This window comes from Amycolatopsis pigmentata (genome assembly GCF_042684065.1).
In the GTDB taxonomy this organism is placed as follows: Bacteria; Actinomycetota; Actinomycetes; order Mycobacteriales; family Pseudonocardiaceae; genus Amycolatopsis_E; species Amycolatopsis_E pigmentata.
Genome location: NZ_JBHUKR010000004.1, coordinates 26964 through 41965 on the forward strand (window position 1 = coordinate 26964; position 15002 = coordinate 41965).

Annotated in this window: 12 protein-coding genes; 5 read left to right on the plus strand and 7 right to left on the minus strand. The window is 64.7% G+C overall.

Going from position 1 to position 15002, the window contains the following annotated elements; translation table 11 throughout:
• Positions 1-660, plus strand: a complete 660-nt coding sequence (locus tag ACFSXZ_RS01855; RefSeq protein ID WP_378260530.1) for a class I SAM-dependent methyltransferase — start codon at positions 1-3, stop codon at positions 658-660.
• Between the two features lie 14 nt (positions 661-674).
• Here ACFSXZ_RS01855 and ACFSXZ_RS01860 read toward each other — a convergent pair whose 3' ends face one another.
• Positions 675-1277 (minus strand): cobalt transporter, encoded by a 603-nt coding sequence (locus tag ACFSXZ_RS01860; RefSeq protein ID WP_378260532.1) that lies wholly within the window; start codon positions 1275-1277, stop codon positions 675-677.
• Between the two features lie 400 nt (positions 1278-1677).
• Here ACFSXZ_RS01860 and ACFSXZ_RS01865 point away from each other — a divergent pair, with 400 nt between their 5' ends.
• Positions 1678-3573, plus strand: coding sequence for a DNA/RNA helicase domain-containing protein (locus ACFSXZ_RS01865; RefSeq protein WP_378260534.1), 1896 nt, complete (start codon positions 1678-1680; stop codon positions 3571-3573).
• A gap of 683 nt (positions 3574-4256) precedes the next feature.
• Here ACFSXZ_RS01865 and ACFSXZ_RS01870 read toward each other — a convergent pair.
• From ACFSXZ_RS01870 to ACFSXZ_RS01895, 6 genes are all read right to left on the minus strand, one after another.
• The gene (locus ACFSXZ_RS01870) at positions 4257-6044 is read right to left on the minus strand and encodes a DNA/RNA helicase domain-containing protein (RefSeq protein ID WP_378260536.1); all 1788 of its coding nucleotides are present in this window, start codon (positions 6042-6044) and stop codon (positions 4257-4259) included.
• 1353 nt (positions 6045-7397) lie between these two features.
• The gene (locus ACFSXZ_RS01875) at positions 7398-7772 is read right to left on the minus strand and encodes a nucleotide pyrophosphohydrolase (RefSeq protein WP_378260538.1); all 375 of its coding nucleotides are present in this window, start codon (positions 7770-7772) and stop codon (positions 7398-7400) included.
• 167 nt (positions 7773-7939) lie between these two features.
• On the minus strand, positions 7940-8674 hold the full coding sequence (locus ACFSXZ_RS01880) for a VOC family protein (RefSeq protein ID WP_378260540.1): 735 nt from the start codon (positions 8672-8674) through the stop codon (positions 7940-7942).
• Positions 8675-8826: 152 nt separating this feature from the next.
• A complete protein-coding gene (locus ACFSXZ_RS01885) occupies positions 8827-9621 on the minus strand; it encodes a hypothetical protein (protein ID WP_378260542.1) in 795 nt (264 codons plus the stop codon).
• A gap of 427 nt (positions 9622-10048) precedes the next feature.
• Entirely contained in the window at positions 10049-11215 is a 1167-nt protein-coding gene (locus tag ACFSXZ_RS01890) for an acyl-CoA dehydrogenase family protein (RefSeq protein WP_378260544.1), read from the minus strand.
• Between the two features lie 17 nt (positions 11216-11232).
• Positions 11233-12078, minus strand: a complete 846-nt coding sequence (locus tag ACFSXZ_RS01895) for a 3-hydroxybutyryl-CoA dehydrogenase (protein WP_378260546.1) — start codon at positions 12076-12078, stop codon at positions 11233-11235.
• A 130-nt stretch (positions 12079-12208) separates the two neighbouring features.
• Between ACFSXZ_RS01895 and ACFSXZ_RS01900 the strand changes: the two genes are divergently transcribed.
• The 3 genes from ACFSXZ_RS01900 (at position 12209) to ACFSXZ_RS01910 (ending at position 14988) form a co-directional block, all read left to right on the plus strand.
• The gene (locus ACFSXZ_RS01900; protein ID WP_378260547.1) at positions 12209-12877 is read left to right on the plus strand and encodes a TetR/AcrR family transcriptional regulator; all 669 of its coding nucleotides are present in this window, start codon (positions 12209-12211) and stop codon (positions 12875-12877) included.
• Positions 12878-12946: 69 nt separating this feature from the next.
• A complete protein-coding gene (locus ACFSXZ_RS01905) occupies positions 12947-13870 on the plus strand; it encodes a ketopantoate reductase family protein (protein WP_378260549.1) in 924 nt (307 codons plus the stop codon).
• Positions 13867-14988 carry an enolase C-terminal domain-like protein gene (locus ACFSXZ_RS01910; protein WP_378260551.1) on the plus strand — a complete coding sequence of 374 codons (1122 nt, stop codon included), beginning with the start codon at positions 13867-13869 and terminating at the stop codon, positions 14986-14988. Before ACFSXZ_RS01905 ends, ACFSXZ_RS01910 begins: the two co-directional genes overlap by 4 nt.
• Positions 14989-15002 lie beyond the last annotated feature (14 nt).

Consider the following 15002-nt stretch of genomic DNA (forward strand, 5'->3'; position numbering starts at 1 on the left):
ATGCCTGACGTTACCGCGGACGGCTGCCCGATCGAGGTCTACACCTTGCTGCGGGCGGCGGGCGAGCCCGAGATCGTCCACGCCGCACTGCCCGCCGGAGCCGGTGTGCTCGACCTGGGGTGTGGCACGGGCCGCATCGCTCGTGCCCTGACCGAACTCGGGCATCCGGTGCTCGCCGTGGACGAGTCGCCCGAGATGCTGGCCCACCTGCGCGACGTGGAGACGATCCGTGCCCGCATCCAGGATCTGCGGCTCGACCGCCGGTTCGGCGGGGTGTTGCTGGCGAGCCACCTGATCAACCACCCCTCGGCCGCCACCCGGCACGCATTGCTCGCCACCGCCGCCCATCACCTGGAGGCCGGCGGGCGGCTCATCGTCGAATGGCATCCTCCCGAGTGGTTCGACCAGGTCGCCGACGGCGACGGTGGGCAGGTCGGTCCGGTGCTGGTGCGCATCGAACGGCCGTTCCGCGAAGGTGACCTGCTGAGTGCGACGGTCCGGTACAGCGTGGCCGGCAAGAGCTGGTCGCAATCCTTCACCGCGCGCCGGTTGTCCGAGGCGGAGTTGAACAACGCACTGGCGGCCGTCGGCCTCGTCTTGACCGATTGGTGCACTGCCGACCACGCGTGGTTCAGCGCCCGACGCGTTCCACGGACATAGCCTTTTCGGGCTGGCTACTCGTGATCGTCTTCGAAGATGGTCCGGGCTTCGCGGGTGGCGTAGTAGAGCAGCAGGTAGCCGGCGAGTGGGTCGGCCCACCACCAGCCCAGAGTGGCGTTGAGCGTCAGGCCGGTCAGGACAGCGGCGGCGAGCAGGCCGTCGACGAGGGTGACGTGTCCTTCGGTGCGCAGCACGGGGTTGTCCAGTGCCGCGCCGGTTCGGGTTTTTCCCGCCGCGAGAAGGAACATGACGATGGCGGTGAGGGCGGTCCAGGCGATGCCGCCGGGGCTGTGGCCGGGCCGGTAGCCGGTGATCAGCACGAGCGTGGACTGAACGGCGAGGTAGATCGCGAGCAGCGCGAAGGCGATACCGATCAGCCGCAGCGCGCGGTGTCGCCGGGCGTGGCCGGTGTCGGACAGTTCCCAGACCACCACGATGGACGCGCCGATCTCGATCAAGGAGTCCAGCCCGAACCCGGCCAGCGCGACCGAGCGGGCCGCGATCGCGGCGATGGCCAAGACGACGATGCCGACGACGTTCCAGCCGAGAGTGAGGTACTCGAGCAGGAATCCCCGCCGCAGCAAGCGCGCGCGGCCGGCCTGATCAGCGGTACTCACCCATGTACTCTCTCATGGCGGATGTGTGGCGCCTCGCGCCGACTTCACCCGAAACCGTTGTCTGTGGCGACAGAAGGACAAGGGCTACACGGGAACGGAGTGCGAGCTGGCCCTGGCACTCGCTGGCCTGCACCCACCGCAACTCGGTGCCCGCCAAGTGCGATGTAGGTTCTTCGGCAACCTCCGAAGAGCATCACCCAGAAGATTCTGCTATGGAAGCCAGGATGCGCTATTTCGGCGCCTATATAACTCGTCACCTGGTTACGTTTAAACTATCGCCTCTGTTCGGCGCGCCGCCGGAACCGAAGCCGTCGGATAGAGCAGCGATACCCTGCCTGTACGCGGAGGGTAGTAGCTATACTCGTTCGCGTTAACTCGACGGAGTGATAGGGGAATTACCTTGCTGTCGACGTGGGGCACGGTGGAGGAACTGGCGAAGAGCGATCCCGAAATACTTGTGCGAAACCTCGCCGCGCACGCTGGCATCGCCTATTCTTCCTCCAGTCGTGGCGAACTCGGCGCATGGCGGAAGAGTATCCCCGCTTTGCTCAGGTTGTTAATCGACCTGGATCTGCGTCATGTGCACGTTTTGCTTGAGTATCGTCTTCCCTACAGCCCAAGGCGTGTCGATGCCTTGCTCTGCGGAGCGCATCCTGAAACCGGTCTGCCCTCTTACGTTCTTGTTGAACTCAAACAGTGGTCCAGGGCAAAGATGGTCGCGCCGGGCCTGGTGAGTGCTGTCGCCGGCCGCGTCCGGTTTGATCTGCATCCGGCCGAGCAGGTGCGCCGGTATTGTCGGTACCTGCTTGACTTCACGCCTTCGCTTGCCCGTCGGCCAGGTCTGGTCAAAGGTGCAGCGTACATGCACAACCTGTACCGCACGCCAGAGTGGAACCTTGATGACTTCGACTACGATGACTTCGGTCGTCTTTACACCGCCGACCAGCTTGGCGATTTCGCAACGGATCTGACCGTACTGTTGGACACCCGTCCGGAGTCGGCTGACGAAGCCAAGAAAGCGGCCAGGGCGTTAATCGAGGCCTCCCGCGTTCCGGCACGAACCCTGCTCAAGACGGCAGCCGAAGCACTCGCCGGCCGAGAGAGCTTCGTACTGCTTGACGAACAGAAGGTGGCCTATGACCTTGTGCTACGTGCTGTCGCGGCCGCGGATCGACGCGAACCGACTGGTCAGTGGCAGAAGACCGTCATCCTCGTCCGCGGTGGACCCGGTTCCGGGAAGAGTGCGATCGCGATCTCCCTGCTCGCCGCGTTGACAGGACAGCGGAAGACGGCACTGCACGCGACCGGATCGAAGGCGTTCACTGAGACGCTGCGTCGCTACGTCGCCAATAGCAGTGACCGTGCCGAGGATGTCTTCAAGTACTTCAACAATTTTGACGACATCGCCACTGATTCGCTGGATGTCCTCGTCTGTGACGAAGCACATCGGGTTCGCGACAACGACCATGTTCCGGCTAAATGGCGGGCCCGGTATCCTCCGCAGGTCGCCAAGCTGATCGACGTGGCCAAAGTTCCGGTCTTCCTTCTCGACGAGAACCAGGCCGTGCGGCCGGGTGAGGCTCAGACTGTCCACAGGATCGCCGAAGTTGCCCTCGAAAAGGGTTGTCGTGTCGAGGAAGTGCAACTCGACGGCCAGTTTCGCTGCGGCGGCTCACCGTACTACGACGAGTGGGTTCTGCGCTTACTCGGATTCATTGACGGTGGCCCGATTCGTTGGACTGATATCGCCGACGGAGCCGACGACGAGTACGTGGTGGACTCGGTCGATACACCGGACGCACTCGAGGCTTGGCTGAAAAGACAGGAAAAGAGTTTTGGTGGCACGGCCAGGATCGCCGCGGGGTTCTGCTGGAACTGGCGTCCGCCGGTTCGAGAAGGCGGCAAGTATGTCCTCGTCGAGGACGTCGTAATTGGCGGCTGGCGTCGTCCGTGGAACGTCAAGCAGGGTTACGAAGTGGAGGGAGTTCCATCGGCGTCATACTGGGCATCGGACCCTGCGGGTTTCGGTCAGGTCGGATGCATCTACACGGCGCAAGGGTTCGAATATGATTGGGCAGGCGTCATCTTCGGTCCCGACCTCGTGATCAGGGACGGTCGATGGCGGGCGGATCCAGAGAGGTCGCGAGACGAGCCAGTCAAAAAGACTGACCTTGAAACATTTGGAAAACTGATCCGAAACACGTACAAGGTCCTTATGACTCGCGGTATGCAAGGCGTATGTCTCTACTCGACGGATCCTGAGACTAACGCCTTTTTGAAAAGGCACTCGCGATAGGGGAACTGGTTTCATCCGTCGGAATCCTGAACCAGCATTGCCGGGCGTTGTGGTCCCGTATCCACCTTTGCCCAGGGGCCATTTCAGGGACAGTGCATGATCATCACCGGTGAGTGGATCTTGTTGGGAGGTCAGTCGATGGGGCGCGGTGCTGCACCGAGTATGACGGCGCGGACCCAGATTTCGTTGGGTTTCAAGCGGAACGTGTCCAATGCGGAGATTGTGCGGGTGATCGGGCCGGATCCGTCCGTGGTGTCGCGTGAGATGTCGCGTAACGGTGGCCAGGGAGGTGTATGGGGCATTGAGTGCGCAGTACCGGGCTGTGGAGATGAGCAGACGGCCGAAGGACCGCAAAATGCGGGCGAGCCCGCAGTTGTGGACCGAGGTGATGGCAGGCCTGGAGAAGTGGTCGCCGAGGCAGATCTCGGGCCGGTTGCGCCTGGAGCATCCCGGGCGTGAGGAACTGAAGGTGTCGCACGAAACGATCTATCAGATGCTGTACGTGCAAGCCAGGGTGAACCTCGCCGGAGTGATCCATGTGTACCAACACACAGCCTCAGCAGCACGGATGCGTTTTCGGCACGCGCACCGTCTGGATCAAACGTCATCGCCAACGACCGAGGTCGCCGCCTGCCGAAACCATTCTCGACGATGCGAGCATGCCTTCGGCAGGCTCAGGGCCCTCACAACTTGTGAACGCCCAGGTCGGCGAAGAGCTTTCTCGTGGCTGGGTCGACCGAGTAGAGCACGGTGCCGCGGATCGAACGGGTCATGAGAACCCCATACGCGTTCTGGATTGCGCGTTCAAGGTCGTCGTCCTCACGAATCCTGTTGGCTTTGCTCAGCACGTGTTCGCGGTGGACTTTCCAACCACTGCCATCCCAGGTGAGATCCGGTCCCATAATCACGCCACCCCATTCGTACTCGAGGCCCTGCGCGGTGTGGACGCAGCCTATCTGTCCGAAGCCGCCAGGGTCGGTTGCCCAGTACCGTCGCTTCGGGACTCCGGGTGTGTCGTGCTGGTCGCCGGCGTTCCACGGGCGCGCCCATCCCGGTTCCGGGGTGACTTCCGGATCGGTACCGCTGCGGTCTTCCCACTTCCAGCAGATCCCAGCGCTCATCCGAGCGCTCTGGCCGTTGTTCTCCTTGTCACGAAGGAAGTTCTCCATAGTGGCGGCACTGTCGGTGTAGTAGAGCTGAAACGGCTCTGGCTTGTCTCCGTTATCCGGCTTCCAGGGCAGTGGCTCACCGGAGAGCAGGTGTTGAACCCACGTGTCGTACGTCGAACTGCCGACGGCGCGGAGCACTCGGTCCAGGCTGATCGGCACGACCTCCGCACCGAGCCTCTTGATCTCGTCAACGAGCGCTTCCGGTGACCAGATCTCGTCGGAGAACAAGCGCTGGTCGCCGTCGACGAAGAACACAGGCACCTTCGCCCGGGTGACGACCACTGCGACTGAGGACTCGCCGGGCCGCATGGAGTAGGAACCCTTCATCGGGCGCGCCGTCAGCCGGTGGGCCTCATCGCACAGAATCAGGTCGAGCTCATCCACCGCTCGGTTGTCAGCGATGCTGTTCAGGGTGGCGAAAGCAGTGCGCCGACCCTTGGAGGCGCGTTTGAAGGTCTCGCGTGATGCGATCCCCCCAGATACGTAGCAGGCTTCGTGTCCGGCCTTGAGCGCCTGTCCGAGCAGCGTCAGACCGACCAGCGACTTGCCGCTCCCGGCCCGGCCACTGATGACGAAAACCTTCTTCGCGCCGGCCCGAGACGAGTCGGCTAGAGCATCTGTCACGCGCGTAACGGCAGTCAGCTGGTTCTCCACCAGACTGAACTGCGTATACCCGGCCACGATCGCTCCTACGTCCAACTCGATCAGGGAGCTGTCACGACGCCGCTCGAGCAAGGTTTCGGTCGCGCCGGCACCCGACTCTGTGCTGAAATTTTTCTTCAAAAAGCTCTCGAGCTCGTGCGGGAAGCGAGCCGTGAACGTCGGTATCCCATGGTGGGGTGAAACGTTCCTGATCCACTGAAAGTCCGAGCCTTTGAGATTGTGCAGATATGACGCACCGACCAGGTTCACGTAACGGTCGTCGAACATGCTGTGGTGCACCTTGAGTGCCCGCATGTTTTCGTATACTTGCACAGCCGGATGGTTCTTGTGTTTCCTGTATGCGTCGACGTAGATTTTCTTGAGGCCACATTGGTCGCACAGAACCCCTGGTCCCGCTTCGCGGCAACGTTCGCACAGACCGTCGGTCACGGCCGGTTGCGGGCGCGCGATCCGGCTCCATTGCTTCAGTTCTATTGCCGCGTAGCTCAGGCCGCCATCCGGATGGCAACCGGCCAGGACGACGTCGATGGGATTCATTTCCGGAGTTACCCGGTACTCCACGAACATCCAGACCTGGTCGAGACCGAGACGGTCCAACAGTGATGCCAGCCAGTATACGCTTTCTTGCCAGGATTTCACGTCCCCGTCGTCCGGCGGCTTTCCGCGGGGATGCGCTTCCCTATAACAGTTCTGGATTTCCTCGACCAGCCTGCTACTGTCTCTGAGGAACTCCCGGGCAGGCCAATACGCTTCCAGCGGCTTCCACTTCTTCGTTGCTGCTCTACTCTGAACCATTCCATCGGAATTTCTCGAAGGTTTAGCGATGCTCATCGATCAGGCGCGGCTGGGTCGGACGGGAGTACTTGAGCGGAACGTGTCGGATGCAAGGAGGTTCGAGCCCTCAATCTGCGCCGGCCTACCACGCCCCTCATGCTCAAGAGGTGTTCGCAGGTCCATCACCTCCCTGGATTTTGAACCGGATCACCCGAAAGTCTAGACAAGGGCAACACGATCGGGTGACGAGGTGGGCTTTTGCGAGATCGGAGCTCCTAGCGGCGGCAGCGGTGACCCGGCCGGGTTTCGTATGGGCGGCTTGGGTCGGACCGATGTAGTTACTCACGGTGGTCGACATATGACTATGTGTGCGTAACGTGAACGGCTCCCGGCCGGTTGGAACTCCAATACCTGGAAGAGTGGAGTTGTGGCACCCCGAGGAAGTACTCGTCTGAGCTGGGGGAACGCGCGGTTCGCATGGTTTTTAGTTCCGTGTGCAGACTGGCCAGCGACCGGCGCGGGTCACGCGCATGTCGCTGAACAACTTGGAGCGCATTGGGAGGTGGGTATGCGAGACCGAGGTCGACCACCTGCAGCAGATACTCGACGAACCTCGAAACACCCGGCCGCCCACCACTGTCGCTTTCAAGAACCCTGCCTCGGCGCGTGAAGCCAATGCCGGTTCACGACTCCGCACGAAGCATCCATCCGAGACACGCGCACCAACGAGCCATCCAGATCCGACAACCGAGGAACACTCACCGCAGGAAGACCAGGTAACGGCGCCAGTCTGGTCACCTACGCGCGACTGTGCGGGGGGTCTGGCCGAGGCACACGCCGACTCCACGACCATGTCCTGTCGGCCTGCCTGGGATTCTTCCAAGGCCGGTGTTTCCGGTCACCCCCACGCTGCGCGGACTCGGCGAGATGGGCACAGAGGGTGATGGTGTCCACGTAAGGGTGAGAAGCCGGTCTTCTGTGACCCCTATTTACGCTGGCAACGCAGCACCAGTGAAAACATATAAAGTCTACTACGCCAGTACTTCCGCAAAAGCACCGACCTCACCCCCAAATCACCCAAGCACGGCTCGACGTCATTGCCGACGAACGCAACGATCGACCCCCGCTACACCCTCAACTGGCTCAAACCCGCCGAACTCTTCAACAATCTTTTGCCACCAGCAAAAGCAGTTGACCCAGCCTGGAGCGTTTTAACGGTCACTCGCTCTGGTGTTTGCGTTCCAGCAACTGGTTGTGCTTTTCGGCGCGTCCACGAGCGAGTTCTTCCGGATAGCGTTGTTCGTTGCGAGCGATCTTTGCTCGCAACGCGGCTTCGAGGTCCACGTCGAGTACATCGGCCAAACGTAGAAGGTACGAGAAGACGTCAGCCATCTCATCCCGGACCTGTTCTGCCCGATATGGATCGGACATCAACTCGGATGACTGAGCGGCAGTGAGCCACTGGAAGAGTTCAACAAGTTCACCTGCTTCCCCAGCGAGCGCCATGACCAGGTTCTTAGGCGTGTGAAACTGTTCCCAGTCGCGACGGTGGGCGAAGTCGGCGAGTCGTTGCTGAAGGTCGTGGAGGCTCACGATTCCTTTTTACCAAGTGGGGTTGCCACACCGTGCTGCGGTCCCGCTCCTCCGCGTCACTGTTACCGAGCCGTTGACGGCTCGCTTGAAGGCTTCACCAGCTCGTAGCTGGTTGGGAGAGTGGAACGGCAGGGCAGTGACGTACACCCGCCGAACAAGGCACCGCGTCAGCTTGGAGCCAGGACGCAGAACGCGTTTCCCTCGGGGTCCGCGAGGCACTTCCATGACGCGTCGCCTTGGCCGATGTCGAGGTCGGTGGCGCCCAGAGCACGCAGCCGGGCCACCTCGGCGGCTTGGTCGTCCTGTGGGTACGGCGCGAGGTCGAGATGGAGGCGGTTCCCCAGGTTCACGTCGGCCGTGCGGAGAAACTCCAGATACGGACCGGCACCCGTGGCCGAACGAAGTCTCGCGTGATCGTCGCTCACCTCGTGCAAGGTCCAGTTCATCGCCTCGTGCCAGAACCGGGCCATGGCGCGCGGGGCCGCGCAGTTGACCACCACCGCGGCGATGGGTCCGGTGTCCTGGTAGATCGGCCGGGGCTCCAGTACGCAGAAGACGTTGCCCTCCGGGTCGGCCAGAACCGTCCACGGCACGTCACCCTGGCCCACATCGGCGGCCGTCGCACCCAGTTCCTTCAGGCGCGCGACCAACGCCGCCTGATGGTCCGCGGAGGTGGTGGCGAGATCGAGGTGCACGCGGTCGTTCACCGTTTCGGGGTCCGGGACGGCGATGACGTCGAGGGAGACGGTGGCGGGGTCGGGCCAGACGAAGCCCGGTGGTTGAACCGGGGTCGCACCGGGCCGCTCGCCGGTGACATCCCAGCCGAGCGCCTCGGCCCAGAACCGGCCGAGTGCTTTCTCGTCCCGGGCTTTGCAATTCACCTGAACCAGCCGGAGTGCCACGCGCGCAAGCCTAATGCATGTCCACTTTGGACCCCATCGGCCCGGCGGGGCATCAGCGGCGAATCGTTCGCCGCGGAGGACGGCCGGTGGCCACGACGCGGTAGCACCGTGGCCACAGGATCCGGTCATCGCGACCGTGGTGCTGCTTCGGTTCAGGCCGACGAGGCGCACCCGCCCACGGCGTTGCTCCAGGTCGGCTGGACCGCGAAGCTGCCGGTCGATTCGGACAGCGAGCTCAGTCCCTGCCAGGCGCACAGGTCACCGTTTTCCTCGCCATTGGAGTCGAGCCAGCCGTTGCCTGCCTGGGGGTCGGTTTCCGCCTCCGCGTATTCGTGGCCCCCGACGATGCTGAACCCATCCAGCTTGTTCCGCACCGAGTTGGCGCCGCACGAGGAACCGGCATCGAGGACATACGGCATGTTCGTGTAGGCGACGTTGCCGTTCCAGTCATGCCACGCGCAGAACCCGGCGTTCGGGAAGTTGTCGGGGCTGGTGCCCGACGGGCTGACCACGAAGATGTCGGCATTGGCTCCGGAGACACCGAAGTGGCTGGCGCCCCGGTTGGCCTCGGAGGAGATGTTCGCCTGGCTCGCGCTGCGCGGCGCGGCGGATCCGTTGTCCACCCACACCCCACCGAGCACCGGGTTCCCGCTCGAGGCGTTGCCACGGCTGTCGGTGTACTGGTTCATCACGTTGCTCCACCGCTCGGAACCGTTGCCCAGGCCGTTGAAGTAGTTGGTCAGGTAGGACTGGACCCCGTTGGCGTCGCTGTTCCACTGGGAGCCCCAGAACACCAGGTAGACCTTGGCGTTGTGTTCGACCGGACCGCCGCCCCACTGAAGGTTGCCGCTGGCCTGCGAGGAAGCCGTGGAGCCTTGCTTGTGCATGACGACCTTGTGGGAGGCCGCCGGCTGCGCCGCGCCCGCCGTCGCCGGTACCATCGACATCAAACCGATGGCGGCCGCGGAGGCCGCCGCGCCGAACAAGACATGGCGAGACCTTCGATTCAATGACATTTTATGTCTCTCCGGTTCTTTGCGAAAATGCAGGGAACCGTAACGTACAACGACCGGCGAAACTCCGGAACCGACTTTAGTCGGAGGTATTCGGAGAGAATTGATCCCCGTTTTCGGACCGAAGAATTATCGTCGTCCGCGCCGGAGAGCACCACCTACTACGGTAGGGAAGATCAGGTTCCCCCTTGCCCGGCACGAGCGGTCCCATCGTCCACTATGTCCGCTATGTGCCACGGAGATGCCGACCGTGACGGCAAGTCGCCACGGTCGGCGAGGACGTCGACCAGCGAGCCGGGCGCCGCGGCCGGCACCCACCCGGATCGATCATTTTTCCCGGTGGAAATGATCGCGGGCCGGTTCATTCCTTGAGCAGGGAACGGGCCATGACAATGCGTTGAATCTGGTTGGTGCCTTCATAGATCTGGGTGATTTTGGCGTCACGCATCATGCGTTCGAGCGGGAAATCGCGGGTGTAGCCGTATCCACCCAGGAGTTGCACGGCGTCGGTGGTGACCCGCATCGCGACGTCGGAGGCGTGGCATTTCGCCGCGGCGCCGAAGAAGGACAGATCCGCGTCTTCACGTTCGGACTTCGCGGCCGCGACGTAGACCATCTGGCGGGCGGTTTCCACGGCCATGGCCATGTCGGCGAGCATGAACTGGATGCCTTGGAAGTCGGCGATGTGCTTGCCGAACTGCTTGCGCTCGCGCACATACGCCAGGGCGTGGTCCAGCGCGCCCTGGGCGATGCCGACGGCCTGCGCGGCGATGGTGATCCGGGTGTGGTCCAGGGTGCGCAGGGCGATCTTGAGTCCTTGACCGGGTTCGCCGACCAGGCGGTCACCGGGAATGCGCGCGTTGTCGAAGAGCAGTTCGCGGGTGGGCGATCCCTTGACGCCGAGCTTGCGTTCCTTGGCGCCGAAGGTGAAACCGGGGTCGGATTTCTCCACGACGAACGCGCTGACGTTGGCTCCGCGCCGTCCGTCCGGATCGGTGACCGCGAGAACGGTGTAGTACTCGGAGAAACCCGCGTTGCTGATCCACGATTTCTGGCCATTGAGGACCCAGTCGTCGCCGTCCCGCGTGGCACGGCAGCGCATCGACGCGGTGTCGGACCCGGCGTCGCGTTCGGAAAGCGCATAGGAGAACGCGGCTTCTCCCCGGGCCAGCGGCGGGAGGTACTTCGCTTTGACCGCCTCGTCCGCGGCGAGGACGAGCGGCAGGCTGCCGAGTTTGTTGACCGCCGGGATCAGCGACGAGGAGGCACACACCCGAGCGATCTCTTCGATCACGATGCAGGTGGCCAGCGCGTCGGCACCGGCGCCGTCGTAGGCCTCGGGCACGTGCGGGGCGTGGAAGTCCGAGGCCACCAACGCGTCGTAGGCGGCCTTGGGGAACTCTTCGCGTTCGTCGACCTCGGCGGCATAGGGCGCGATGCGTTCCTCGGCCACCGCGCGCACGGCCTCGCGGATGGCGTCGTGGTCTTCGGTGGTGGTGAACAGGGCGAAGTCGCTACGGGCGGGCATGGCAGGAATCTCTTTCGCTAGGCGTAGGTGTAGAAGCCGCGGCCGCTCTTGCGGCCGAGCAGGCCGGCGTCGACCATCCGGGCCAATAGCGGCGGTGGGGCGTACAGCGGTTCCTTGAACTCGTCGTACAGCGATTCGGCGACCGCCTTCGTGGTGTCCAGCCCGATCAGATCGGCCAGCGCGAGCGGACCCTGCGGATGCGCGGCCCCGCGCACCAGGCCCTCGTCGATGTCCTCGCGGGTGGCGAAACCGGATTCGAGCATGCGGATCGCGGCCAGGATGAACGGGATCAGCAACGCGTTGACCACGAACCCGGCGCGATCCTGGCAGCGGATGGCGTGCTTGCCCAGCACGTCGTGCACGAACACGCGCGCGCGGTCCAGGGTCTGCCCGGAGGTGAGCAGGCTCGGCACCAATTCCACCAGGGACAGGACCGGCACCGGGTTGAAGAAGTGAATGCCCAGCACCTGGGCGGGCCTGCCGGTCGCGGTGCCGAGTTTCATGATCGGGATCGAGGACGTGTTCGACGCCAGGATCGCGTCCGGCGCCGAAACGATCTTGTCCAGCCGGCCGAACAACTCCGCCTTGACGCTCTCGTCCTCCACGATCGCTTCGATCACCAGCGTCCGGTCCGCCAGTTCGTCCAGGCTTTCGGTGACCCGCAGGCGCCGCAGGACTTCGGCCGCGTCGGGAATCTTCCCCTTGTCCTCGGCCCGCTTCAATGAGGCCTCCAGGCGGCGGCGTCCGGCCTCGACCCTGGCTTCCCCGGACTCGACGACGACCACGTCCAGTCCGGCCCTCGCGCAGACCTCCGCGATTCCCGCGCCCATCTGGCCGCATCCGACAACCCCGACACGCTCCATACCCACCCGCCTTTGCTGGAACTCGATACCGCGATTACGGTACTCAGTACCAGCCGGTAGGAGAAGGGTGGCGGTCCCGGATATGACCGGCGCCACTGCCTAGGCTGGACGGTGGTTCGTCGGAGGTGGGATGTCAGCGAAACCGGTCAAAGTGCGGCTGACCGAGGCCGCGTTCGCGTTGTTCGAGGAACGCGGCTACGACCAGACCACTGTGGACGACATCACCGACCGTGCCGGGGTCGGGCGCACCACGTTCTTCCGTACCTTCCGCGCCAAGGAAGACGTCATCTTCCCCGACCACGAAGTCCTGCTCAAGGCGATCGCCGCACGCCTGGACGGCTCGACCCGGCACACCGCGGTCATGGCCGTCACCGAGGGCGCGCGACTCGTGCTCCGCCACTACCTCGCCGAAGGCGAACTCGCCCGGGCACGCTACCGGCTGACCCGGAGCGTCCCCGCGCTTCGCGACCGCGAGATCGCCGGCACTCAGCAGTACCAAAGACTCTTCGGTGAATTCCTTCACGGCTGGATGGGCGGAGGCCAGGACACCGCGCTCAAGGCCGAACTGATGGCCGCGGCCATCGTCACTTCGCACAACCATGTGCTCCGCCGATGGCTGCGCGGCCAGGCCCACGACCCCGAAGCCGAGTTCGACACGGCAATGGCCGAAACCATGCGGCTGTTCAGCACCCCGGAAACCGCGCCGGCCGGGAACGCGCTCGTCGTCTTCCAGACCGCGAAAGACCTCGACACGATCCTTCCGGAACTCAAGCGGCTCCTCGGCGAACCACGGGTATGAGCGAGCGGAGGACGACGGGCCGGTCCCGGCTCGACGGCTGACTACCATGATCTGGTGAAGGGAGGTCACATGCGGATCGCCGTGATGGGCACCGGAGGCATCGGCGGCTACTTCGGTGCCCGGCTGGCCCACGCCGGCCACGAGGTGGCTTTCGTCGCGCGGGGCGCGCACCTGGAGGCGTTGCGGACGAGTGGACTCCGGGTGGAGAGCCCGCTCGGTGACCTCCATCTGCCGCGGGTCGAGGTAACCGCCGAACCGGCCGAGATCGGCACGGTCGACCTCGTGCTGTTCGGCGTCAAGCTGTGGGACACGGTCCAGGCGGCCGAGTCGGTCAAGCCGCTGATCAAGAACGGGACCGGGGTCGTCTCGTTCCAGAACGGCGTGGTGAAGGACGACATCCTGCGCGAGATCCTCGGGCCGGAAGCGGTTGTCGGCGGGGCGAGCTACATCGCCTCCACCATCGCCGGGCCCGGGCTGATCCGCCATACGGGCACGCTGCAGAAGCTGGTGTTCGGCGAGTACGACGGAACGCTGACCCCCCGGGTGCGGCGGTTTCGCGACGCCTGTCACGACGGTGGCATCGACGTCGAGGTCAGCGACCGGATCGAGCAGGTGATCTGGGAGAAGTTCGTCTTCCTGGTCGGGCTCTCCGGCACGACCGGCCTGGCGCGCTCGCCGATCGGCCCGATCCGCGACCACGAGCGCTCGCGGGCGTTCCTGCACGACGTCATGGACGAGGTGGTGCGGGTGGCCCGCGCGCAGGGGGTGCCCTTGCCCGCCGATTACGCGGACGACCGGCTCGCCTTCGTCGACACCGTCTCCGCGGAGATGACCTCCTCCCTGCACAACGATCTCGAACGGGGCAATCGCCTCGAGGTCGCGTGGCTCAGTGGTGACGTGGTCGAACGCGGCGCCCGGCTCGGCGTGCCGACCCCCTGCAACAGGGCAATCAACGACATCCTCTCGGTACACAGCGAAGGAAGGGCCGGATGAACCCGTCCGGCGCCCGACCCCACCCTGGGGACGCGCCGGCCATCCACTCGATCGACGCGACGCTGGTGGTGGTGCCGATGCGGCGGCCGCTGGGCACCAGCGCCGCCGTCATCACCGAGGCGCCGCTCGTCCTCGTCGATCTGCGGACCGAGGACGGGATCACCGGCCACGCCTACCTGTTCTGCTATCTCGAGTCCGCCGGACACGCCGCGATCACGTTGATCCGGGAGGCCGGCGCGGCACTGGCGGGCACGGCCGCCTCTCCCGCCGCCGTCCGGCGAGTCCTGGAGACACGGTTCAAGCTTCTGGGCCTCCGTGGCCTCGTTTCGGCGGCACTGGCCGTGGTGGACGTAGCGTGCTGGGATGCGCTGGCGATCGCGGCCGGGCTGCCCCTCGCCAGGCTGCTCGGCGCCACGATCCGGCCGGTGCCCGCCTACAACAGCAATGGGCTGGGCCTGATGGAACCGTCCGCGGCCGCCGACGAGGCGTTGGAACTGGTGGACGAAGGCTTCCGCGCCGTGAAGATGCGGCTCGGCCGCCGGTCCGCGACGGATGATCTCGCCGCGGTCCGGGCGGTCCGCGCCGCGCTTCCCGATGATGTGGCGCTGATGGCGGACTACAACCAGGCACTGAGTCCCAGTGCCGCCCGGGAACGGTGTCGCCGGCTCGACGACGAAGGTCTGTCCTGGATCGAGGAGCCGGTCCGGCACGACGACTACACCACGACGGCCGAGCTGTCGGCGTTGCTCCGCACCCCCGTGCAGATCGGCGAGAACTTCTCCGGACCGCGCGCCATGTCGCTCGCCCTGCGGCACAACGCGAGCGACCTGGTGATGCCGGATCTCGAGCGCATCGGCGGGGTGAGTGGCTGGCTCGGCGCCGCCGCGCTGGCCGACGCCGCCGACACCGAGATGTCGTCGCACCTGTACACCGAAGTCAGCGCCCATCTGCTCGCGGCCACCCCGACCGCCCACTGGCTCGAATACGTGGACTGGGCCGATCCGGTCCTCCAAGAGCCGCTGAAGGTCACCGAAGGCCGGGTGAGTCCCCCGGATCGTCCCGGCACCGGACTGGCCTGGGACCGCGGCGCCGTCGCACATTTCCGGCGCCTTCCCTGAAGCGTCTTTCCGGC

Coding starts and splice junctions, on each gene's coding strand:
- ACFSXZ_RS01855 (WP_378260530.1), top strand. CDS start 1: ATGCCTGACGTTACCGCGGACGGCTGCCCGATCGAGGTCTACACCTTG.
- ACFSXZ_RS01885 (WP_378260542.1), bottom strand. CDS start 9,621: ATGTCGATGGTACCGGCGACGGCGGGCGCGGCGCAGCCGGCGGCCTCC.
- ACFSXZ_RS01890 (WP_378260544.1), bottom strand. CDS start 11,215: ATGCCCGCCCGTAGCGACTTCGCCCTGTTCACCACCACCGAAGACCAC.
- ACFSXZ_RS01895 (WP_378260546.1), bottom strand. CDS start 12,078: ATGGAGCGTGTCGGGGTTGTCGGATGCGGCCAGATGGGCGCGGGAATC.
- ACFSXZ_RS01900 (WP_378260547.1), top strand. CDS start 12,209: ATGTCAGCGAAACCGGTCAAAGTGCGGCTGACCGAGGCCGCGTTCGCG.
- ACFSXZ_RS01905 (WP_378260549.1), top strand. CDS start 12,947: ATGCGGATCGCCGTGATGGGCACCGGAGGCATCGGCGGCTACTTCGGT.
- ACFSXZ_RS01910 (WP_378260551.1), top strand. CDS start 13,867: ATGAACCCGTCCGGCGCCCGACCCCACCCTGGGGACGCGCCGGCCATC.